Origin of the sequence: Parasphingorhabdus sp. (genome assembly GCF_041748495.1) — a bacterium.
Classification (GTDB): domain Bacteria; phylum Pseudomonadota; class Alphaproteobacteria; order Sphingomonadales; family Sphingomonadaceae; genus Parasphingorhabdus.
Window position 1 is genome coordinate 1 of sequence record NZ_JBGTDD010000107.1, and the last position, 20,564, is coordinate 20,564.

General features: G+C 58.6%; 23 protein-coding genes. 8 read left to right on the plus strand and 15 right to left on the minus strand.

Features of this window, described 5'->3' with window-relative positions; genetic code table 11:
- The coding region (locus ACEW8J_RS09650) for a DUF1223 domain-containing protein (protein ID WP_373491427.1) at positions 1-355 on the minus strand (355 nt) is incomplete at its 3' end.
- 95 nt (positions 356-450) lie between these two features.
- Between ACEW8J_RS09650 and ACEW8J_RS09655 the strand changes: the two genes are divergently transcribed.
- Both ACEW8J_RS09655 and rsmD read left to right on the plus strand, forming a co-directional pair.
- Positions 451-1,263, plus strand: coding sequence for a pseudouridine synthase (locus ACEW8J_RS09655; protein WP_373491428.1), 813 nt, complete (start codon positions 451-453; stop codon positions 1,261-1,263).
- A gap of 109 nt (positions 1,264-1,372) precedes the next feature.
- Entirely contained in the window at positions 1,373-1,915 is a 543-nt protein-coding gene (rsmD, locus tag ACEW8J_RS09660; protein ID WP_373491429.1) for a 16S rRNA (guanine(966)-N(2))-methyltransferase RsmD, read from the plus strand.
- On the opposite strand, the gene ACEW8J_RS09665 is transcribed toward rsmD, so the two are convergent.
- Both ACEW8J_RS09665 and ACEW8J_RS09670 read right to left on the minus strand, forming a co-directional pair.
- Positions 1,912-2,037, minus strand: a complete 126-nt coding sequence (locus ACEW8J_RS09665) for a hypothetical protein (protein ID WP_373491430.1) — start codon at positions 2,035-2,037, stop codon at positions 1,912-1,914. The genes rsmD and ACEW8J_RS09665 overlap by 4 nt on opposite strands.
- Positions 2,038-2,203: 166 nt before the next feature.
- Entirely contained in the window at positions 2,204-2,488 is a 285-nt protein-coding gene (locus ACEW8J_RS09670; protein ID WP_373491431.1) for a hypothetical protein, read from the minus strand.
- A gap of 111 nt (positions 2,489-2,599) precedes the next feature.
- On the opposite strand from ACEW8J_RS09670, the gene ACEW8J_RS09675 reads away from it, so the two are divergent.
- Positions 2,600-4,918, plus strand: coding sequence for an ATP-dependent helicase (locus ACEW8J_RS09675; RefSeq protein ID WP_373491432.1), 2,319 nt, complete (start codon positions 2,600-2,602; stop codon positions 4,916-4,918).
- 91 nt (positions 4,919-5,009) lie between these two features.
- Here ACEW8J_RS09675 and ACEW8J_RS09680 read toward each other — a convergent pair whose 3' ends face one another.
- The 3 genes from ACEW8J_RS09680 to ACEW8J_RS09690 all read right to left on the minus strand — a co-directional run bounded on the left by ACEW8J_RS09680 (position 5,010) and on the right by ACEW8J_RS09690 (position 6,411).
- Positions 5,010-5,252, minus strand: a complete 243-nt coding sequence (locus tag ACEW8J_RS09680; protein ID WP_373491433.1) for a hypothetical protein — start codon at positions 5,250-5,252, stop codon at positions 5,010-5,012.
- A gap of 22 nt (positions 5,253-5,274) precedes the next feature.
- The gene (locus tag ACEW8J_RS09685) at positions 5,275-5,415 is read right to left on the minus strand and encodes a hypothetical protein (protein ID WP_373491434.1); all 141 of its coding nucleotides are present in this window, start codon (positions 5,413-5,415) and stop codon (positions 5,275-5,277) included.
- A gap of 303 nt (positions 5,416-5,718) precedes the next feature.
- Positions 5,719-6,411: a L,D-transpeptidase family protein gene (locus tag ACEW8J_RS09690; RefSeq protein ID WP_373491435.1), complete on the minus strand. Its 693-nt coding sequence runs from the start codon at positions 6,409-6,411 to the stop codon at positions 5,719-5,721.
- 217 nt (positions 6,412-6,628) lie between these two features.
- On the opposite strand from ACEW8J_RS09690, the gene ACEW8J_RS09695 reads away from it, so the two are divergent.
- Genes ACEW8J_RS09695 through ACEW8J_RS09705 form a run of 3 tightly spaced genes read left to right on the plus strand, consistent with a single transcriptional unit; the run spans position 6,629 to position 9,577 of the window.
- A complete protein-coding gene (locus ACEW8J_RS09695; protein ID WP_373491436.1) occupies positions 6,629-7,903 on the plus strand; it encodes an MFS transporter in 1,275 nt (424 codons plus the stop codon).
- 16 nt (positions 7,904-7,919) lie between these two features.
- Positions 7,920-8,840, plus strand: a complete 921-nt coding sequence (gene cysK, locus ACEW8J_RS09700; protein ID WP_373491437.1) for a cysteine synthase A — start codon at positions 7,920-7,922, stop codon at positions 8,838-8,840.
- A complete protein-coding gene (locus ACEW8J_RS09705) occupies positions 8,837-9,577 on the plus strand; it encodes a dienelactone hydrolase family protein (RefSeq protein ID WP_373491438.1) in 741 nt (246 codons plus the stop codon). The genes cysK and ACEW8J_RS09705 overlap by 4 nt, the downstream gene beginning before the upstream one ends.
- Before the next feature lie 32 nt (positions 9,578-9,609).
- Here the strand turns inward: ACEW8J_RS09705 and ACEW8J_RS09710 are convergent, their stop codons facing one another.
- The 5 genes from ACEW8J_RS09710 to hisI form a co-directional block, all read right to left on the minus strand.
- Positions 9,610-9,888 carry a hypothetical protein gene (locus ACEW8J_RS09710; protein ID WP_373491439.1) on the minus strand — a complete coding sequence of 93 codons (279 nt, stop codon included), beginning with the start codon at positions 9,886-9,888 and terminating at the stop codon, positions 9,610-9,612.
- Between the two features lie 176 nt (positions 9,889-10,064).
- A complete protein-coding gene (locus tag ACEW8J_RS09715; protein WP_373491440.1) occupies positions 10,065-11,867 on the minus strand; it encodes an acyl-CoA dehydrogenase C-terminal domain-containing protein in 1,803 nt (600 codons plus the stop codon).
- Between the two features lie 53 nt (positions 11,868-11,920).
- On the minus strand, positions 11,921-12,358 hold the full coding sequence (locus ACEW8J_RS09720) for a MerR family DNA-binding transcriptional regulator (protein WP_373491441.1): 438 nt from the start codon (positions 12,356-12,358) through the stop codon (positions 11,921-11,923).
- Positions 12,359-12,395: 37 nt separating this feature from the next.
- The gene (locus ACEW8J_RS09725; RefSeq protein WP_373491442.1) at positions 12,396-12,920 is read right to left on the minus strand and encodes a hypothetical protein; all 525 of its coding nucleotides are present in this window, start codon (positions 12,918-12,920) and stop codon (positions 12,396-12,398) included.
- Positions 12,917-13,288 carry a phosphoribosyl-AMP cyclohydrolase gene (gene hisI / locus ACEW8J_RS09730; protein WP_373491443.1) on the minus strand — a complete coding sequence of 124 codons (372 nt, stop codon included), beginning with the start codon at positions 13,286-13,288 and terminating at the stop codon, positions 12,917-12,919. Before hisI ends, ACEW8J_RS09725 begins: the two co-directional genes overlap by 4 nt.
- Before the next feature lie 177 nt (positions 13,289-13,465).
- Here hisI and purF point away from each other — a divergent pair, with 177 nt between their 5' ends.
- On the plus strand, positions 13,466-14,989 hold the full coding sequence (purF, locus tag ACEW8J_RS09735) for an amidophosphoribosyltransferase (protein ID WP_373491444.1): 1,524 nt from the start codon (positions 13,466-13,468) through the stop codon (positions 14,987-14,989).
- A 2-nt stretch (positions 14,990-14,991) separates the two neighbouring features.
- A complete protein-coding gene (locus ACEW8J_RS09740; protein WP_373491445.1) occupies positions 14,992-15,693 on the plus strand; it encodes an SDR family NAD(P)-dependent oxidoreductase in 702 nt (233 codons plus the stop codon).
- Here the strand turns inward: ACEW8J_RS09740 and ACEW8J_RS09745 are convergent.
- The 4 genes from ACEW8J_RS09745 to ACEW8J_RS09760 form a co-directional block, all read right to left on the minus strand.
- Entirely contained in the window at positions 15,686-16,891 is a 1,206-nt protein-coding gene (locus ACEW8J_RS09745) for a serine hydrolase domain-containing protein (RefSeq protein WP_373491446.1), read from the minus strand. The two genes, ACEW8J_RS09740 and ACEW8J_RS09745, sit on opposite strands and share 8 nt — an antisense overlap.
- A 21-nt stretch (positions 16,892-16,912) precedes the next feature.
- The gene (locus tag ACEW8J_RS09750; protein WP_373491447.1) at positions 16,913-18,160 is read right to left on the minus strand and encodes a class I SAM-dependent methyltransferase; all 1,248 of its coding nucleotides are present in this window, start codon (positions 18,158-18,160) and stop codon (positions 16,913-16,915) included.
- A gap of 55 nt (positions 18,161-18,215) precedes the next feature.
- Positions 18,216-18,998 carry an SDR family oxidoreductase gene (locus ACEW8J_RS09755; RefSeq protein ID WP_373491448.1) on the minus strand — a complete coding sequence of 261 codons (783 nt, stop codon included), beginning with the start codon at positions 18,996-18,998 and terminating at the stop codon, positions 18,216-18,218.
- 159 nt (positions 18,999-19,157) lie between these two features.
- Complete coding sequence (locus tag ACEW8J_RS09760; protein WP_373491449.1) at positions 19,158-20,552, minus strand: deoxyribodipyrimidine photo-lyase; 1,395 nt, start codon at positions 20,550-20,552, stop codon at positions 19,158-19,160.
- Positions 20,553-20,564: the final 12 nt, after the last annotated feature.

Genomic DNA, 20,564 nt, shown 5'->3' on the forward strand with positions numbered 1-20,564 from the left:
CACCGGCATTGCCCTTGGCGGCATAGGCGCGCTGCAACCGGCTATTGTCCTCGCGCGCCAGCGTATCCTTCCAGCCAAGCCGGTCCCAATAGGTCACCGGCCGCGTGATCACCAGCAGGGAGTCGTCTTTCGCCAGCCGCCTGGCCAGCAGATCGGCAGGGGGACAGGAAGAACAGCCCTGACTGGTGAACAGCTCGATGACGACGGGGTTTACCTGGCCGATCGTATCATCAAGTCTTTGCGCGGGTGCCGTCACCTGACCGGAGCCAGCCTGAGCCGTGGGTGCAAATTGCATGCCGATGAGGCCGGCAAAAGCCGCCCCACCAATCAACCCGCACAGGATATTCTTGCTCATTCCAGACTCCACCAGCGTGACCCTAGCCATTCGCGGCGGCAAAACCAAAGGTTACAGATTGCAGCAGCGCAGTTTTTCCGCCATGGATCGCCGCCATGACCGAAGAAAAACCACCAAGAATATATCGCGCAAAACCGACGCCCGGAGCAAAGTCCGTAGCTGCGCCCAAAGCGCAACCGAGCGACACCCGTGAAGGGCAGCGCATCGCCAAATTGCTGGCCCGCGCCGGTGTTGCTTCGCGCCGCGAAATCGAACGGATGATCGAGGCGGGCCGGATTGCGCTGAACGGCGATCTGGTCGAGCATCCCTCGCTGCTGCTGAAAAATCTGACCGGCGTCACCGTCGATAGCAAGCCGGTCGCCGAACCCTCACCGGCCAAGCTGTTCCGCTTCCACAAGCCCAATGGCTATCTGACCGCCGAACGGGATTTTTCCGGCAAGAAGACCATCTATGATGTGCTCCCCAAGGACATGGAGCGGATCATGCCGATCGGCCGCCTCGACATGAACACCGAGGGCCTGTTGCTGATGACCACCGACGGCGAATTCAAGCGCCAGATGGAATTGCCCAAAAATGGCATCGAACGCACCTATCGCGCGAGGACCTTCGGCGAAATCAGCCAGAACCAGCTGGAGGAACTCTATCGCGGGATCACCATTGACGGCATGCACTACAGCCCGATCACCGCCAATCTCGAACGCCGCACCGGCCGCAACCAGTGGATCGAAATGACCCTGACCGAAGGCAAGAATCGCGAAGTGCGGAAAGTATTGGAACATTTCGGCCTCGAAGTGTCCCGCCTGATCCGCACCCGCTATGGCCCGTTCGTGCTCGGCGATCTGCAAAAAGGCGAGATCGAGGTGGTCCGGCAGCATGATCTGGTACAGTTCCGCAAGTCATTGAAATGAATGAATATTCGTGTTTATCCGTTAGTGGTGGGCCTGTCGAACCACGCCTCCCGGAGGAGAGCTGTCCTTCGACAGGCTCAGGACGAACGGTGTACCGCGCGGAAAAGAAATGCGCATAATCGCAGGCAACTGGCGGGGCCGCACGATCGTCGCGCCCAAGGGTGACACCACCCGCCCGACCGCCGACCGGACCCGCGAGCGGCTGTTCTCGATGCTGACCAGCCGCCTTGGCGATTTTCAAGATTTGCAGATACTCGATCTGTTTGCCGGCTCCGGCGCGCTCGGCCTTGAGGCGCTCTCACGCGGCGCGGCGCATTGCACCTTTGTCGAACAGGACAAGGAAGCGCTCAAGGCGCTGGAAAAGAATATCGAAAAATTGGGGGCTAGCGCCGATATCCGCATTGGATCGGTTCTGCATCTCGGCGCAGCGCGCCAGGCCTACGATCTGGTCCTGATGGACCCACCTTATGATTCAGGCGCGGGCGCCGTCGCGCTGGACAAGCTGGGCCGGCACGGCTGGTTTGCACCATCCGCCTGGGTCGCGATCGAAACCGCGCGTCATGAAAATGTCGAAGTGAAGGGATATACCCTCGATTGCACCAGAGATAGCGGCAAGGCGCGGATTCATCTCCTGCGCCCGGAAGGACTCTAGCCGCCCATCAGGACTGGGGCAGAAGCGGTTTCCTGCTGGTTCGGCTGCGTCGTGCTGTACAGGGTTGTCGCCGCCATCAGCAGGGTGGCTATAATCGCGCTCGTGGTCAGTCTCTTGCTCATGTCATGCTCCTTGGGGGACCGGCTTGCCGTCCAATGATGTATAAATGGTGCATTGCAACATGAATATCAACCTGTCCTTTCGGGTAGGTCATGAAAAAGCGAGCCAGTCCGTTGAACTGGCTCGCGTTTTACGCCTGAACCTGTTCAGGCAAAGACTTGAAAAGGATTACATTTCGCTGGCGGGTTTGCCTGGCCAATAGTCCAGCGCCCTATTGCCGAAATTCAACCCCGCTTCGCGTGGATTGATACAGCCGTCGGTCACATCGCCGCCGCAAACCTGATATTCCTTGCCATTCATCATCACTGTTTGCGCCCGGCCATTGGCCGCTTTCGTCAGCACTTCTGCCTTGGCCTGGGTTGCTGCGCCATCCTGCATGTCATTCTGAATGGCGTGGGCAGCTCCGGAAAAGGCGACTGCTGCGGCGGCGCTGAAAATCGCTAATTTACGCATGATGCTCTCCAAATATATTGTTCCTGAACCAACAACCTTTGAACAGCCGAATAGTTCCGCGACGATGACCGACCACATAAAAGCATCACAGGGGCCTTGCTCCCTTGCGCGATGTTCCCTAACTGTTCACCCGTGACCGATACTGTCAATATACCATCAGAGAATGACCCGCCTTATGTCCGCGGCCTGAATCCGCCGCAGCGCGAGGCGGTGCTGACCACCGACGGCCCGGTGCTGGTGCTGGCTGGCGCGGGTACCGGCAAGACCGCTGCCCTGACGCGGCGGCTGGCGCATATCGTCTTCTCGCGCAAGGCCTGGCCCAGCGAAATTCTTGCTGTGACCTTCACCAACAAGGCCGCCCGCGAGATGAAGGAACGGATCGCTGGAATCGTCGGCGAGAGTTTCGAGGGCATGCCCTGGCTCGGCACCTTCCACAGTATCGGCGCAAAGATGCTCCGCCAGCATGCCGAACTGGTCGGCCTGCAGAGCAATTTCACCATTCTCGACACCGACGACCAGCTCCGCCTGCTCAAGCAGCTCATTCAAGCGGCGGAAATTGATGAAAAACGCTGGCCGCCCCGGATGCTCGCCGGTCTGATCGACCAGTGGAAGAACCGCGGCCTCAATCCCGCCGATCTCGACGCCAACGAGAATGAACGCTATGCCAACGGCCGCGGCCAGGAATTTTACGCCGCCTATCAGGCCCGGCTACAGGCGCTCAACGCCTGCGATTTCGGCGACCTGCTGCTCCACATCCTCAACCTGCTGAAGACAAACCGCGAGATATTGCAGCGCTATCAGCAGCGCTTCAAATATATATTGGTCGACGAATATCAGGACACCAACAGCTCGCAATATCTCTGGCTGCGGCTGCTCGCGCAGAGCCACAAGAATATCTGCTGCGTCGGCGACGATGATCAGTCGATCTATTCCTGGCGCGGCGCGGAAGTCGCCAACATCCTGCGCTTCGAGAAGGATTTTCCCGACGCCAAGGTGGTCAAGCTGGAGCAGAATTACCGCTCCACCCCGCATATTCTTGCCGCTGCCTCCGCCTTGATTAACCATAATAGCGGCCGCCTCGGCAAGACCCTGTGGACCGAGGAAACCGAAGGCGACAAGGTGCAGGTGATCGGCGTGTGGGACGGCCCCGAGGAAGCCCGGCGCACCGGCGACGAGATCGAGGCGCTGCAGCAGCTCCACCAGGTGTCGCTGAACGATGTCGCGATCCTCGTCCGCGCCCAGTTCCAGACCCGCGAGTTTGAGGATCGCTTCATCTCGATCGGCATGCCCTACAAGATCATTGGCGGCTTCCGCTTCTACGAGCGCGCCGAAATCCGTGACGCGCTGGCCTATCTCCGCGTCATTGCCCAGCCCGCCGACGATCTCGCCTTCGAACGGATCGTCAACACGCCCAAACGCGGCCTCGGCGACAAGACCATCGAGAAGGTTCACCGCCTCGCCCGGTCACAGGGCATCGCACTCGCGGCAGCAGCCTACACCATCTGCGACACTGACGAACTAGCCCCCAGAGCCCGCAACACCCTCATGGAACTGATGCGCAATTTCGCTCGCTGGCGGGAGATGGCGACCGACACCGATCACGCCGAACTGGCCCGGATCGTGCTCGACGAGTGCGGCTATACGACGATGCTGCAGGCCGACCGCTCCACCGAAGCGGCCGGACGCTTGGAAAACCTGACCGAACTCGCCCGCGCCATGGAAGAATATGAAACGCTCGGTGCCTTTCTCGAGCATGTCTCGCTGGTCATGGACAATGACGCCCGCGACGACGAGGCCAAGGTCACGATCATGACCATGCACGGCGCCAAGGGTCTCGAATATGACCATGTCTTCTGCGTCGGCTGGGAAGAAGGCGTATTCCCCTCGCAGCGCAGCCTCGACGAGGGCGGCAACGCCAGCCTCGAGGAAGAGCGCCGCCTCGCCTATGTCGCGATCACCCGCGCCAAGAAGAAATGCACGATCTTCCACGCCGCCAACCGCCGCATTTACGGCCAGTGGAACAGCTCGATCCCCTCGCGCTTCATCGGCGAACTGCCCGACGAGCATGTCGAGCATGAAAGCAGCATGAGCGGCGGCGAAAGCCTGTGGCGCGCCAACTGGAGCGAGCATAGCGACCCGTTCGCCCATCTCGCCGCCGCCAACGCCACCAGAGCCGGCCAGCGCGGCCCCGGCTGGCAACGCGCCGCGTCCTCGGGCTTCGACAGCAAGCCGCAAAATATCAAGGAAGCCCGCCGCAGCGCCGTCTCCCTCGGCAACAAGGGCCGCGACGACGTCACCGTCGGCATGCGGGTGTTCCACAGCAAATTTGGTTATGGCGAAGTGAAGGTGAAGGAAGGCAACAAGCTGGAAATCGCGTTTGAGAAGAGCGGGGACAAGCGGGTTCTGGATTCGTTTATTGAGGTGGCCTAGCACCGATCCGTTCGTCCTGAGCCTGTTGAAGGACAGCGCTCGGTTGATAGCAACAGTTCGGCAAGCTCAGCGCAAACGGTAAATCCGTCGCCTATTCCTCGTCTGCCAATCCGTCACTCTCATCTTCATCGGCAAATTCCCGGGTGATCTCCGCGTCCAGCTTGTCGCGCGGGCTGATATGACCAGCTTCGCGCTTCTCCGCCTGAATTGCTTCGATACCCCACGCCTTGGCGGCGGCCGCGGCGACCTTGCGGCGGCTTTCCAGCGGATCATTGGCCGCCAGATCAAGCTGGCGCGCTTCCTGTTCCCGGCAAACGGATGCTTTTACACGCATGATATTTGCCCTTTTCGGCGGCTCACTTCCCGCGGCCGGTCTTCATATGCTCGAGACCGACAACGACGCCCGCCTTGTCCGACGGGTTGGATGCATTGGTCTTGACCTTGGCCGCCTTCGGCTTACGGATTTCCTTGTTCGATTTCTTCTGTGATTTGGCCATGCTATGGTCCTTTCGGGTTCCGGCGGATGAAGGCAGACATGCCGCAGCGTTATTGGTTTACCGGGTAAGTAAGCAGAAAGTTGCGGATCGGCGTTCGGCGAGACAGGCGGGTCGGCGAAGGCGCGGGCGGTTTCTGTCTCAGCATTGCCGGTCAGAAATATTTCCAACCACGCTGACCATTCACCTTGCATATTGGCGATCATGAAACCGCAGCCGCTCCACCATCATATAGGGAGCCCGCCAGGCTATTGTAAGTGCAAGGCTTCGGCGCGAAAGCGGCGAGTGCGCTGGCGGCCGCCGCTTCTACAAAATGGCATCGCCCATGCCTAGCATCTTGCCGTCGGTCACGATCACCCGGTCGCCCAGCTTGACCTGTTCGAACAGCAGCCGCGCAAATTCCAGTGGTACGCCGATGCAGCCGCGCGTCCCCCAGCCCCATTTGACGTCGGACGCGTGGATCGCGACCCCGTCATTGGTCAGGCGCATCATGTAAGGCATCGGCGTGCCATAGATGTTGGAGACATGGTCCTTGCTCTTCTGACTGATCGGAAAAACACCGGTCGGAGTTGGTTTTCTGGAATCACCAAAGGTGATCACCGCTGCACCGATTTCATAGCCATCGCGGAACACCGATATGCTTTCGGCCTTGAGATCGACGGTCACGACCAGCTCGCCGTCCGGAACGCCTTCGTCATCCCATTTATAATAGCCATGGACGAAGGGCTCGTCGATCTGGAGGATGCGCTTGACCACGAACGTGTCGCTGAGAGGCGCGCTGCTTGTCAACTCGGCATCAGCCGCGGCGACAGGCATCAATTCAGGCGCATCTTTCACCATTGTGTCCGGCTCAACTTGTTGGGCATCGGCAGTTTCAGCTGATCGTTCTGCAGATCCGGCATCCGCCCGGGTCAGTCCCATGACCAGCAGCGCAATTATCGCCAGCGCGGTGATCAACAGCACCGCAGCACTCACCCGATAAGCTATTTTCTCGACCATCAATCATGCTCCATTCGTTAACAATGCATTTACCATGGATTCGCGCTCGCAATTGGCCAATTTTCACCTCGTCCCGCAGCGGTACGGCAGTCGCGGGAATGTTAAGGGGCAGCGTTAACGGGCCGGCATGCGCTCCGGCGCGCGATTGCCCGCCAAATCGTCCGGTCGCGGAACGAAGGGATTGCGGCAAGTTCCTACAATCGCTAGCGGATATCCGGTGAGCAGCACCGCACCCCATCCTTTCACGATAGCCAATTATCGCTATCTGTGGTTCTCGCGACTGGCGTCGATGTTCGCGCTTTATGCGATGATGCTGATCCTCGGCTGGCAAGCCTATAATCTGGCTCGCGAGGATATGGGTATCAGTGCCTCGGCAGGTATATTGGGCCTGCTGGGACTGCTGCAATTCGTCCCCCTGTTCATTCTGACGCCGCTGGTCGGCTGGGTCGCCGATCATATGGATCGCCGCTGGATCGCCCGCATCGTGCTCGCCGCCCAGGCGATGATTGCCCTGGCGCTGGCGCTGCTGACGGCGAGCGGCGGCATCACGCTCTGGACCATCTATATCATCGCCGTGCTGCTTGGCATCTGCCGGGCCTTTCTCGGACCGGCGGTCACTTCTCTGGCACCCAATCTGGTCCCGAAAGCTTCGATCCCGCGTGCGATTGCGCTGTCCACTATCGCCTGGCAGGTCGGGGTAATCGCCGGACCCGGCATGGCCGGACCGCTGTACAAGGTTGACGCCGCGCTGCCTTATTATGTCTGTGCGGCGCTTTATGCCCTGGCGACACTGGCGATTTTCCTGATCGGACCGGTGCCACGCCCCGAAGCGGACAAAACCAAAGGGCCGCTGCAGCAGGTCAGTGATGGCATGGCCTATGTCTGGACCAACAAGCTGGTGCTCGGGGCGATCACGCTGGATCTGCTGGTGATGTTCCTGGCCGGTGCGACCGCGATGATCCCGGTGTTCGCCAAGGATATTCTGAATGCGGGCGAAATCGGCCTGTCGCTGCTCGCCGCCTCCCCCGCCGTCGGCGCGGTGATTGTCGCCGTCATCTTCTCCTTCGCCCCGCTCAGCAAGAATGTCGGCAACAGCATGCTCGCCGCGATGGCTGTGTTCGGGCTGGGCACGATCGGCTTTGGCCTCAGCACCAACCTCTATCTGTCGATGGCCTGCCTGGGAATTTGCGGTGCCGCCGACATGTTCGGGGTCTATGTCCGCAGTTCGCTGATCCAGCTGCACACGCCGGATGCCAAGCGCGGACGCGTCAATGCGGTCAGCCAGATGACGATCAGCGCGTCGAACGAACTGGGTGATGCCCTGTCCGGCGGCCTCGCCGTTCTCGTCGGTCCGATTGCTGCCATTGTCGCGGGCGGTGCCGGTGCTATAGTGGTAACAGGACTATGGTCGCGCCTGTTCCCCCAATTGGGTGCTGCCAAGACATTTGATCCGCCGGATGATCTGGAGCCGGCGAAAACTACGACAAGATAAGCAGGAGTGCAGGACAATGATTGCCAATAACATTCTCGAAACGATCGGAAATACCCCGCATATCAGGATGCAGCGCCTGTTTGGCGACGCCAATGTGTGGATCAAGTCGGAACGTGCCAATCCCGGCGGATCGATCAAGGACCGAATCGGTCTGGCGATGATCGAGGATGCCGAGAAATCCGGTGCGCTCAAGCCCGGCGGCACGATCATCGAGCCGACTTCCGGCAATACCGGCGTCGGACTGGCCATGGTTGCCGCGGTCAAGGGCTACACTCTGGTTCTGGTGATGCCCGAATCCATGTCGCTCGAACGCCGCCGGCTGATGCTGGCTTATGGTGCGACCTTCGACCTCAGCCCGAAGGAAAAAGGGATGAAGGGTGCGATCGAGCGCGCGCAGGAACTGGTCGATCAGACCCCGGGATCCTGGATGCCGCAACAATTCGAGAATCCGGCCAATTTTGAAGTGCACAAACGCACCACGGCTATCGAGATCCTCAATGATTTCAAGGATGATCCGCTCGATGCGATCATCACCGGCGTGGGCACAGGCGGCCATATCTCAGGGGTTGCCGAGGTGCTGAAAGAACATTGGAGCCATTTGAAAGTCTATGCGGTCGAACCCTCCTCTTCGCCGGTGATCAGCGGCGGCCAACCGGGGCCGCACCCGATTCAGGGCATTGGCGCCGGTTTCATCCCCGGCAATCTCCACACGAAAAGCATCGATGGCGCGATCCAGGTCGACCCGGCCGATGCCAAGGCCATGGCGCTGAGAGCCGCCAGGGAAGAAGGCATGCTGGTCGGCATTTCCTCCGGTGCGACTCTGGCCGCGATTGCACAGAAGCTGCCGGAACTCGGCAGCCAGGCAAAGGTGCTCGGCTTCAACTATGATACCGGTGAGCGCTATCTGTCCGTGCCGGAGTTTTTGCCCGAAGAATGAGTTCGATCGAGGTAAATCAATTCACCTATCGGCACGGTGATGTGGAATTGTCCGGCTATATGGCGCAACCCAGCCGCTATCCGCGCGCGGGCATATTGATCGTGCCGACGATTGCCGGCCCGACCCAGCTGATGTTTGATCGCGCCCGATGGCTTGCGTCTCTCGGCTATAGCGCGATGGTCTGTGACATCTATGGCAAGGGAGTCATCGAGGATATTCGCGAAGCGCGCCAGCTGGCAGACGCCTTGCGCGCCGACGCCGAATATTATCGCGAACGGTTTCGCTGCGCGCTGGCAGAATTGCGCATTCGGTCCAGACTGGCCAATAACCGGATTGCCGCAATCGGCTACTGCATGGGCGGGGAGATTGTGCTCGAAATGGCGCGGAGCGGTGAAGATATCGCTCTTGTGGTGAGTTTCCATGGCCTGCTGGCAACGCCTTTGCCGGCCAAGCGAGGAATGATAAAATCACGGATCCTGGTCTGCCACGGCCGGGCCGATCCATTTGTCCCGCCCAAGCAGGTGCGGACATTTATGGACGAAATGGACATCGCCGGTGCCGATTACCATGTGCATATCTATTCTGGCGTGTTGCATGGGTTTACCGATCCCGCCAGCAATGCAAAGGCGCTCGAAGCCGTGCGCTATAACATGTCGGCAGACCGGCAGAGCAAGGCGGCCATGCTCAGCATGTTTGACGAGATATTCGAAACCGGAAAAACACCGGACCAATATTAGGTCCGGTGCTTTGCAGGGGGTGACCAGACAGGCTAGTCATGTTGGCCGTCGCCATCGTTGTCGAACAGATCAGGCTGACCGTCACCGTCGCTATCCCAGGCATCCGGCTGTTCATCACCATTACGGTCCCAGGCATCCATCGTGCCGTCCCCATCTATATCAAGAGTGGGGGCGGGAATTTCGGTTTCCGTCTGAACGTCATCCGCAGGTTCCGGCTCGGCAGCATGGGCTGCGACCGATAATCCCAATCCGACGGTGACCAGATAGGGTGTTAAACGGCGCAGACGATTTGCGCTTCTGTTGGAATGCATTGCATATACTCCTTATGCATATCATTCGCCTGTCACCGCTTTTGTGCCAAATTCGTCATCGCGGGTCCATCTGCCTTCGACCATCCGCGCCGCAGAAACGCCCGATGGCTGTTTTTGGGCACCCGTCGATCGGTACACACCGTTTATCGCGAAATTGACCGGAAGGTCGCGGGTCCTCAGGCGACCGCAAACATCTCGGGTTCCAGCGCCATGATAGAATCACTGCCACCTTCGATCTTGCGGCGCAGGGAGCCAGTATCCGGCAGGAACCGTTCCGCAAAATATTGCGCCGTCACCAGCTTGGCTTGATAATATTTCGGATTGTCCGATCCCGCATCCAGGGCCGCCTGGGCAGCCTTGCTCATCCGCAACCACATCAGACCCAGCGCAACAATGCCCATCAGGTGCATATAATGATAAGCACCTGCCCCGGCGTTGTTCGGATTGGCCATCGCATTCTGCATGAACCACATCGTCGCTTTCTGCAGCTCACCATTGGCTTTCTCGAGCGCATCGGCAAATTTCGATAGCTTCTCATGTTCTTTTGCTTCGGCAAGCTCGTCGGCGACTACTTTGAAAAAGGCCTGGACCGCACGACCACCATTCTGGCCCAGCTTGCGTCCCACCAGATCCATCGCCTGGATACCATTGGTGCCTTCGTAAATCATCGCAATCCGGGCATCGCGCACGAACTGTTCCATGCCCCATTCCCGGATATAGCCATGGCCGCCATAGACCTGCTGCGATTCTGTCGCGATCTGATAGCCCATATAGGTGCCGTAACCCTTGACCACGGGAGTCAGCAGACTGACCAGATCATTGGCCAGTTCCCGGTCTTCCTCGGTTTCCGCCTTGTCCGCCAGATCGACCTGCAGGGCCCCCCAGAGAACCAGCGCCCGCATCGACTCGGTGAAAGCCTTGCCGTCCATCAGCATGCGCCGGACATCGGGGTGGACGAACAAAGTGTCCGCTTTCTCTTCCGGATCTTGCGCTCCGGTCAGCGCCCGGCCCTGCCGACGATCGCCGGCATATATAACTGCATTTTGATAAGCGATTTCGGCTTGCGCCAGTCCCTGCAGTCCCACGCCAAGCCGCGCCGCATTCATCATGATGAACATGGCGCGCAGACCCTTATTCTCTTCTCCGACCATATAGCCGGTCGCTCCATCATAGTTCATCACGCAGGTGGCATTGCCGTGAATACCCATTTTCTCCTCGATCGAGCCACAGCTCACGCCATTGCGCTCTCCGAGCGTTCCATCATCATTGACCAGAAATTTCGGGACGATGAAAAGCGAGATACCTTTGGAACTATCCGGCGCACCCGGTGTCTTTGCCAGCACGAGATGGATGATATTTTCAGCCAGATCATGCTCGCCGGCGGAAATGAAAATCTTCTGACCCGTGATCGCATAGCTGCCGCCAGGCATCGGCTCCGCCTTGGTGCGGATGAGGCCCAGGTCGGTACCGCAATGGGCTTCGGTCAGGTTCATCGTTCCTGTCCAATTGCCGGCGATCATCTGCGTGGCGTAAATCTGCTTCTGTTCTTCGCTGCCTTCAGTCAGGATCGAGGCAATCGCGCCTTGCGTCAGACCGGTGTACATTTCCAGCGCCTGATTGGCCGAAACCATGAACTCCATGACCGCATTGCCGACCACGCGGGGCAGGCCCTGGCCGCCATATTCTTCGGGACCCGATAATGTCGTCCAGCCACCCTCGGTAAGTTTCTGAAAGGCTTCCTTGAAACCCTTGGGCGTCGAAACCGAACCATCGTCGTGACGGGTACATCCTTCCTCGTCGCCGGACTGATTGAGCGGATGCAGTACTTCCGTCGAAAATTTCCCTGCCTCGGTGAGGATGGCATCGACCATTTCAGGCGACGCATTTTCGAATCCGGAAACGCCGGCATATTGTTCCAGATTGAGAACTTCGTTCAGAATGAAACGGACTTCGCCGATCGGCGCGGTATAGCTGGGCATGATTTTCTACTTTCTACTCAAAAAGGTTGCCGGATATTACCGGCATCTATCCTCTATTGATGCTGCGCTTTTGCGTCCGCCATGGCGGCCTGCACAGTCTTTATAAAACCGGTCAGTTCCTTGATCGAACTGTCGATGTCGGCGCGCTGTCGCTTGAGCGTATCGACCTTTTCCTGACATTTTTCGATCGTCACCTGCATTTGCGTCTGCCTGCCATCACCCACATCATAGAGATCGATCATCTCGCGGATTTCGATCAGGCTGAATCCGACATTCTTGGCGCGCATGATCCAGGCAAGGCGTGCTCGATCCCGCTTGGTATAAATGCGCGATAATCCTCGGCGGTCGGGGGCAATAAGACCCTCGTCCTCGTAAAAACGCAGGGCCCGTGCGGTGACTCCAAACTCTTCCGACAAGTCGGAAATTGTATAGGTTTCCCGATTCTTCAGGTCCGGCGTGTCAAGTTCGGCATGGCTTGGCGGCTTCGACATGAATAGCGTATAGCTTACGCTAACGTAAACGTCAATGCTATCCGCCAGGGCACAGATATTCGAAATCCCGGCCACTGGTTGAACGGGCAACCGCATCGCCCTCGCCGATCATATAGAAAGTCACGCCTTCAAATCCGGCCCGCGGGCTGCAATAGCTTGCACAACCCTCCGGCAGTTCGCCAGGCAGCTTCAATTCGACGCCATCAAAACCTGCTGTAAAACTGCATGTTTCTTCGCTGTTTAGGGTGATTTGAACATTTTCGCCATTGCGCTCGGCCTCCCCCAGCCCTTCGCATTTCGTCTCCGGTCCGAACATGGCGATCATCCCGATCTGATAGCCATTTTCGTCGTTGCCCACCGCGCAGAACCGGTCCGTGCCCAAATCGCTAATATGTTCAAAGGCGCCGGCGAGAGTGACATTGCGTATATCGGGAATGACACCGGCATCAATCGCAGCTTGGTCGAGCGGCGAAAGTTCCGCCACGGCCTCTTGCGGATCTGACTGACCCTGGCCACAGGCTGCGACAAAAAGTGCAAGGAACAGCGCAAAGCTGCGGTTCATCCGATCGGCTCAAGCTTGCCGTTGACGATCTTGCGATAGAAGCAGCTATTCTGGCCGGTGTGGCAGGCGGGACCCGCTGGCCTCGCCTTGATCCACAGCGCGTCCTGATCGCAATCGATCCGCATCTCGGTTACCGCCAGAATATTGCCGGATGTCTCGCCCTTCTTCCAGAGACATTGACGACTGCGGGAATAAAAATGGGCCACGCCGCTGTCCTGCGTCCTTTGCAAGGCCTCGGCGTTCATATGGGCCAGCATCAGCAGGTCACCGGACAAATCATCGGTGACCACCGCCGTGATCAGACCATTCGAATCATATTTCGGCTGCAGCAGATTTCCGCTTTCGCGATCATTGTCATTTTTCGTCATGACCGACGATTAAGGCCCGATCCGGTCACGCGCAACGGGTAATGACGCAATGGCTCCGGCCCATACTTGCTCATTCGCGCAATATTATGATTTTATGACATTGGGGGCAGACAAAGCCGGGTTTCAAACCTATATGCCACACATCCCCCGCCCGACCACTTACAAGCCAGGTGAGATATGCTGACTACCCACCCGTTTGATGACGACAAGCTACGGGAAGAGTGCGGCGTTTTTGGTATCGCCGGCATTGAAGACGCTGCTGCGATGGTTGCGCTTGGTCTGCATGCGTTGCAGCACCGCGGCCAGGAAGCGGCCGGCATCACCTGCCGGAATGGCAAGGAATTCTACAGTCATCGCGCGCTAGGACCCGTTGCAGGCAATTTCGACAGCGAAGAAGTGATACGCCGGCTCCGGGGCGATTCAGCCTGTGGCCATGTCCGCTATTCGACCACCGGGGCGGGTACGTTGCGCAACATCCAGCCGCTCGAAGCCGATCTCGCTTCCGGCGGCTTTGCCATCGCGCATAATGGCAATATTTCCAACGCCTTGCTATTGCGTGAGGAACTGGTGCGCCACGGTTCGATTTTCCAGTCGACCAGCGACACCGAAGTCATCATCCATCTGCTGGCCACCTCCAAATATCGGACCTTGCTGGACAAGTTTATCGATGCGTTGAAGCAGGTCGAAGGCGCTTATTCGCTGATCTGCATGACTGCCGACGGTATGATTGCCTGCCGCGATCCGCTCGGCATCCGGCCGCTGGTCATGGGCCGGATCGGCGAAGCCTATGTCTTTGCCTCGGAAACCGTCGCGCTGGATCTGGTCGGCGCGGAATATGTCCGCAGCGTGGAACCCGGCGAACTCATCGTTGTCACCAACGGGGAATTGCGGTCGCATCGCCCGTTCGCCGATGCACAATCGCGCCCCTGCATTTTCGAACATGTCTATTTTTCCCGGCCAGACTCGATCGTCGACGGCAATTCCGTCTATAGCGTGCGCAAGCAAATCGGTGTCCAGCTGGCGATCGAAAGCCCGGTCGATGCCGATATCGTCATCCCGGTTCCCGATAGCGGCACTCCTGCTGCACTCGGCTTCGCCGAACAATCGGGAATTCCCTTCGAACTGGGCATCATCCGCTCGCATTATGTCGGGCGCACATTCATTCAGCCGACAGATGGCGTTCGGCATCTCGGCGTCAAGCTCAAGCACAATGCCAACCGGCCGCTGGTCAATGGCAAGAAAATCGTGCTGGTCGACGATTCGATCGTGCGCGGCACGACCAGCATGAAGATCGTCCAGATGATGCGCGAAGCTGGAGCGGCCGAAGTGCATATGCGGATTGCCAGTCCACCAACCATGCACAGCTGCTTTTATGGTGTGAACACGCCAAAGCGCGAAAAATTGCTCGCAGCGCAAAAGTCTGTTCAGGAAATGTGTGAGTTCATCCAGGCAGACAGTCTCGCCTTCGTGTCGATTGACGGGCTCTACCGCGCCGCTGGTGAAGAAAGCCGCCGCGATATCCAGCCGCAATATTGCGATGCCTGTTTCACCGGTGCCTATCCTACTGCCCTGACCGATCGCGACGGCGAGGAAGAACCCGACCAGCTCAGCATGCTGAACGAACGGATGGATTCTTCGGAGTCGCAGCACAAGGAAATCCCGTCCGGCGATTTACCGCGCATCAAGCAGACGGCCAGCTAGTGATGAAATTTGAAGGTCAACTGGCGCTGGTTACAGGCGCGAGCCGCGGCATCGGTGCGGCCACGGCGCTGGCGCTGGCCAAGCAAGGCGCCCATGTCGTGATCACCGCGCGTAACGCCGATGGCCTGGAAAAAATTGAAGAGCAGATCCACCTGGCCGGCGGCAATGCCACGATCGCGCCACTGGATCTGACCGATGGTGACAGTATCGGACGGCTGGCCACGGCGATTGCCGGCCGCTGGGACGGGCTTGACATCCTGGTGCTCAACGCCGCCATGCTTGGATCCCTCGGACCGGTTCCGGCGATAGACGGCAAGGAATTCAACAAGATTCTGACCCTCAATCTCATCGCCCAGCAAGCGATGATCGCCGGCTTTGATCCGATGCTGCGCAAAAGCGACAACGCCCGGCTGCTGGCCATGACCAGCAGCGTGGGCCGGAAACCGCGGGCATTCTGGGGTGCTTATGGGGCATCAAAGGCCGCGCTTGAGACACTTGTGCTCAGTTATGGAGAAGAAACGCGCAATTTGGGCAAGATTCGCACGGCAATTGTCGATCCCGGTCGCACCCGGACCGAAATGCGCGCCCACGCCTATCCCGGCGAGGACCCTGCCAGCGTCAAGCTGCCGTCGGTCGTGGCGGACCGCTTGGTCGAGATATTGGCCAGCGATTTTACAACCGGCGAACGGTTCGAAATCAGCTAGCCGGCACCGCTTCGCTATCGAGGTACTTCTGGACAGCCCGATAAAAGGCATCGCGTCCCACCTTCTTGTCATCCGGAGTTGCTCTTGGCCAATTGCCATTGCCGGCAATCACCAGCTTGCGTTTGGGGTCGATGAATATTCCCTGCCCGAAAATACCCTGCGCGGCGTAGCTGCCATCATCAAAGGTCCACCACTGATAGCCATAGCCCGCTCCCGGCTGCTCGATATCGGCCTGCTTGGTACCCGCCTTTGCAAACCAGCCTTCGGGGACGACGGAAACGCCATTAATCACTCCGCCGTCCATCGCAAACTGCCCGAATAAGGCGAAATCGCGCGTGGTGGCTGAGAGGCAGCAACCACCGATTTCCTTGCCGCCGTCATTCAGGATCCAGACCGCATCCTGGGCCATCCCATATGGCTTCCACACCTTCTCGGAGAGATATTCGGAGAGCGACTTGCCGGTCGCCTTGGCGACCAGGACTCCGATCAAATTGGTCTCGCCGGTATTATATTGCCAGCGCGTGCCGGGCTCGGCTTCGCTGACCAGCGTCTTCATATAGAGAATGACCGGATCGACTCCGTCCGTGGATTTGGTCGTGTTGAACCGGGCTACATCGCTGTCCTTGTCCTCATAATCCTCGTTCCATTTCACGCCCGAGGTCATCGTCAGCAATTGTTCGACCGTCACCTTATCGTAGCCGCTGCCTTTCAGCTCCGGAATATAAGTGGTCAGCGGATCGTCCAGTGACTTGATAAAGCCATCCTTGATTGCCGCCCCGACCAGAGTCGACACCAGCGACTTGGCGACCGAAAAACTGGTCCAGCGCTTATCCTTGCCAAAATCCATGCGATATTCTTCCAGCCGGATCTTGCCGTCCTGCAAGATAACCAGTCCCGCCAACCGCTGGTCTGCCATATAGTCATCGATAGTCACGCTGCCGCTTTCGGTGGCCAGTTCCTTCGGAATAGACGCTCCTGCTTCCAGTTGGCGAATATTGTCGCCCGCCTCAATCGTCCGGGTCGTGGTCAGCACCTCCATCTGGCGGAACGCATTGTCGCGTTGATCCTGGGTCCAGAACAGCACGTTTTCGTCAGTCGGCAAGCCGGCGGCATTTGCCACGGCTTTTTGGGCTTGTTCGCAAGCCGACAGGCTGATGCAGGCAGCCCCAAGCATGGCCAGTTTGGCTATGTTTCTCATTGTCCCACTCTCCCTCGGTCATTATTCTTTTATCAGTGTCACTTGCGCGACATCAATACCGCCGCCGCGAAAACCGCCTTCGCAATAGGCCAGATAGAATCGCCACAGTCGAACGAATTTTTCATCGAAACCGACCGGCAACGCGCCCCGCTCAACCACCTCGTCAAATCGCTCTCGCCAGATTTTCAATGTCCGCGCATAGTCGAGACCAAAATTCGTCTGGTCGGTCCATTGCAGGCCCCGTGCATCGGCGAGCGCCCGGAACCGGCTATCGGAAAGGAGCATGCCACCGGGGAAAATATAGGTCTGGATGAAGTCGGCGCTGGCGGCATATTGGTCAAAAATATCGTCCGCGATGACGATATATTGCAGCACCGCGCGGCCACCCGGTCTCAGATTGCGGGCAATGCAGTCAAGGAAGTGCGGCCAATATTGCTGCCCGACCGCTTCCACCATTTCGACACTGGCGATGGCATCATATTGACCATCGACATCCCGATAGTCCTGGATCAGATAGCGAACTTCGGGATGGTGATCTCTGGCCCAGGCCGTCTGTTCGTCGGAGAGCGATATGCCGGTCACTTCCAGACCATGGTCACGTGCCAATGTGCCCGCGAGCGATCCCCAGCCGCAGCCGATTTCCAGCACGCTGTCCCCCGGCTTGGCCGCCAGGCGTTGCGCGATCGCGGCGATCTTGTTGCGCTGAGCGACTTCCAGACTGTCTTCTTCATCAGCAAAAATTGCGCTGGAATAGCTCATGCTTTGATCCAGCCAGAGCTGATAGAAATCATTCCCGAGGTCGTAATGATATTGGATATTCTGTCGGGCCCGGCGTTGGTCATTGTGCCGCTTCCGGTGACGCCGGCTAACGATCCAGTTGAACAAGCCCGATGCACGGCCCGTGCTTTTCAGGCCTGTGCGATTACGGGTAAACAAGTCAAAAACGGTGACCAGATCGGGGCTTTCCCACTCGCCCAGTTCCCATGCCCGGTACCAGCCGACCGAGCCGCTGTTGATCAGCCGCAGCAACGCATTCCAGCTGTGCAGCGTGACCTCTGCCATCGGCCCTTCGCCGCGACCACCCAATATCCGGGTCGTGCCGTCGGGTAATTTTCCCTCGAACGTGCCATGGTCCAGTCCGGCATCAATCCGGTCCAGAATATGATGAAAGCCGGGGGCCAGCAGGCGTGGGACCAACCCGCCGCCAGTGGCGAAACGTTTTCGTCCGTCAAGCAGATGTTGACCGCGTCTAGGTGCTTCGACATTCATGCGCACAAATATGGACCAGCGCTAAGCGCTTGGCAACGTAGAACTATCCCTTGGCTCATGATCCGGGCGCGGCAGCCGAACCAGCGAGAATGCCGCCATCGATATTCAGTTCCGAGCCGGTAATATAGCTGGCTTCATCGGATGCGAGCAGCACCGCAATCGCCGCCACTTCGCTGGCCTCGCCAAAGCGCTGCAAGGGCGTCTCCCGGACCAGCGCCTTTTCCGTTTCCGCACGCGCCGCCCCCTCACCCAGCATCGGTTCCCACATCGGCGTCATGATCGCGGCGGGATGAATCGAGTTGCAGCGGATTTTCCAGCCTTGCTGCGCACAATAGAGAGCGACGGACTTGGTATGATTGCGAATGGCGGCCTTGGACGAGGCATAGGCTGCCGCACCCGGGATCCCGACCAAGCCGGATCGCGACGAGATATTGATGATCGACCCGCTGCCTTTTTCCTTCATCGCCCTGATCGCATAGCGACAACCGAGGAAGGTGCCGTCCAGATTGATCCGGTGTACCGCTCGCCAGTCTTCCAGCGACACATGTTCCGGGTCATGCGGCCCTACGCCCTGCTCGAAACCCGTCACTCCTGCATTGTTGACGACAACATCAGCATCGGGATGCAAGGCAGCCAGCCGTTCCCAGTCTGATTCCTGCTCAACGTCCAGAACCAGCGTCTTGCATCCCAGTTCCTCGCCAGTGGCGATCAATGTACCTGCGTCATAATCGGTAAGCAGCACCGTCGCGCCTTCGTCGACAAAGGCCTTGGCAATCGCTTGGCCAATGCCGCGGGCGGCACCGGTGATAACGCAAAATTTTCCTGATAATCTGTGCATGAAAGATCCTGAACATAGATGTCAAAATATCCAGCCCGGAGAACTGAACGGGTAGATTTCGATGTTGCCTGATGGCGACCTATTTGTTCATCGACCTCAATTCCATTTGATCTGCGCGCCATTCTTACCGGCTGGCCGCCCGCGTTTCAATCCCCGCCCCTATTTCACCTTGTCATAGGCATCCAAAGCACGTTGCCGGCCTGCCCTATGTGCGATGATTTTTGCGGGGTAAGACTCGGGCTTGCAGCCATGTTCTTCCGGATCATGGATATAGGGATCGTCAATATCCGACAGTTCCGGAACCCACTGGCGGACATAATCACCAGCATCGAACTTTTCCGACTGGCTCAGCGGGGCCATGATCCGGACAAACATATTGCTGTCCACACCGGTCCCGGCGACCCATTGCCAGTTGACGCTGTTGGAAGCATAATCGGCATCAACCAGCGTGTCCCAGAACCATTGCTCGCCCTCGCGCCAGTCAATCAGCAAATGCTTGATCAGAAAGCTCGCGGCAATCATCCGCACCCGGTTGTGCATCCAGCCGGTCGCCCAGAGTTCGCGCATCCCGGCATCGACAATCGGATATCCGGTCTTGCCCTGGCACCAGGCCTCGAAGTCCGCTTTGACCTCGGCATCCCCCATATCGCGCCACGGCAGCGACCGCATTTTCTCGCGATAGCTCTCGCTGCCATATTGCGGAAATTGATCGATCACATTCTGCGCATAGTCGCGCCAGACCAGCTCCTTCAGATAGGTCTCGACCTTGCTGCCCTGCCCGGCCAGCCGGTTCCAGACGGTAGCCGGGCTGATCTCGCCGAAATGCAGGTGCGGCGACAGGCGGGAGACCAGCGGCTCTGAAGGCAGGTTGCGGCCCTCGTCATATCCTGCAGCTTTGTCCGCGAAATCCTCCAGATTTGCTTCCGCTCCGGCGCTTCCCGGCTGCCAATGATCGCCGAAGGCCGAGGCCCAGTCGGGATTGGCCGGCAGCAGCCGCCAATCGTCAAGACTGTCGCTATCCGGCCAGCTATCCGGCGCAGAAAGCGCGTCCGGCGCAGGCCTGGCATCGGCTGGGGGCATATGCTGGCGCAGCGCCTTCCAGAACGGCGTATAGATTTTATAGGGATCGCCAGCGCCTGTCGTCACCGTCCCCGGCGGCAGCAGATAATTGCCATCATGCAGGATCAGCCGCGCCTGATCGCCCAGTGCCTTCTCGACCGCTCGCTCCGCATTGATCCACCAGGGTTCGTAATGGTGCAGCCCATGGATTTCATCCGCTCCAGTTGATTTGACAATTTCGGCCAAATGCCCGGCAGCAGATCCCCGGCGCAGGATCAGGCGCGAACCGAGCCTCAGCAAACATGCTTCCAATTCTTCCAGTGACCGATGCAACCACCAGCGCGAAGCGCCGCCCATGATGCGGTGTTTGGGCGATTCATCGTCAAGAATATAGACCGGAATGACCGGGCCGTTGGTAGCGGCGGCAGCGGCAACAGCGCCTTGATCGGATAGGCGCAAGTCACGTCGAAACCAGATGATTTTGGGCTTTGTCATATCCGTGCCATG

Bases quoted from the DNA above. Each gene is read 5' to 3' on its own strand.
- ACEW8J_RS09685 (WP_373491434.1), bottom strand. From the start codon at position 5,415: ATGGCCAAATCACAGAAGAAATCGAACAAGGAAATCCGTAAGCCGAAG.
- ACEW8J_RS09760 (WP_373491449.1), bottom strand. From the start codon at position 20,552: ATGACAAAGCCCAAAATCATCTGGTTTCGACGTGACTTGCGCCTATCC.
- cysK (WP_373491437.1), top strand. From the start codon at position 7,920: ATGATTGCCAATAACATTCTCGAAACGATCGGAAATACCCCGCATATC.
- ACEW8J_RS09665 (WP_373491430.1), bottom strand. From the start codon at position 2,037: ATGAGCAAGAGACTGACCACGAGCGCGATTATAGCCACCCTGCTGATG.
- hisI (WP_373491443.1), bottom strand. From the start codon at position 13,288: ATGACGAAAAATGACAATGATCGCGAAAGCGGAAATCTGCTGCAGCCG.
- ACEW8J_RS09750 (WP_373491447.1), bottom strand. From the start codon at position 18,160: ATGAATGTCGAAGCACCTAGACGCGGTCAACATCTGCTTGACGGACGA.
- ACEW8J_RS09675 (WP_373491432.1), top strand. From the start codon at position 2,600: ATGTTCCCTAACTGTTCACCCGTGACCGATACTGTCAATATACCATCA.
- ACEW8J_RS09655 (WP_373491428.1), top strand. From the start codon at position 451: ATGACCGAAGAAAAACCACCAAGAATATATCGCGCAAAACCGACGCCC.
- ACEW8J_RS09725 (WP_373491442.1), bottom strand. From the start codon at position 12,920: ATGAACCGCAGCTTTGCGCTGTTCCTTGCACTTTTTGTCGCAGCCTGT.
- ACEW8J_RS09710 (WP_373491439.1), bottom strand. From the start codon at position 9,888: ATGCATTCCAACAGAAGCGCAAATCGTCTGCGCCGTTTAACACCCTAT.
- ACEW8J_RS09720 (WP_373491441.1), bottom strand. From the start codon at position 12,358: ATGTCGAAGCCGCCAAGCCATGCCGAACTTGACACGCCGGACCTGAAG.
- ACEW8J_RS09715 (WP_373491440.1), bottom strand. From the start codon at position 11,867: ATGCCCAGCTATACCGCGCCGATCGGCGAAGTCCGTTTCATTCTGAAC.
- ACEW8J_RS09670 (WP_373491431.1), bottom strand. From the start codon at position 2,488: ATGCGTAAATTAGCGATTTTCAGCGCCGCCGCAGCAGTCGCCTTTTCC.
- ACEW8J_RS09680 (WP_373491433.1), bottom strand. From the start codon at position 5,252: ATGCGTGTAAAAGCATCCGTTTGCCGGGAACAGGAAGCGCGCCAGCTT.
- ACEW8J_RS09705 (WP_373491438.1), top strand. From the start codon at position 8,837: ATGAGTTCGATCGAGGTAAATCAATTCACCTATCGGCACGGTGATGTG.
- purF (WP_373491444.1), top strand. From the start codon at position 13,466: ATGCTGACTACCCACCCGTTTGATGACGACAAGCTACGGGAAGAGTGC.
- ACEW8J_RS09690 (WP_373491435.1), bottom strand. From the start codon at position 6,411: ATGGTCGAGAAAATAGCTTATCGGGTGAGTGCTGCGGTGCTGTTGATC.
- ACEW8J_RS09740 (WP_373491445.1), top strand. From the start codon at position 14,992: ATGAAATTTGAAGGTCAACTGGCGCTGGTTACAGGCGCGAGCCGCGGC.
- ACEW8J_RS09745 (WP_373491446.1), bottom strand. From the start codon at position 16,891: ATGAGAAACATAGCCAAACTGGCCATGCTTGGGGCTGCCTGCATCAGC.
- rsmD (WP_373491429.1), top strand. From the start codon at position 1,373: ATGCGCATAATCGCAGGCAACTGGCGGGGCCGCACGATCGTCGCGCCC.
- ACEW8J_RS09755 (WP_373491448.1), bottom strand. From the start codon at position 18,998: ATGCACAGATTATCAGGAAAATTTTGCGTTATCACCGGTGCCGCCCGC.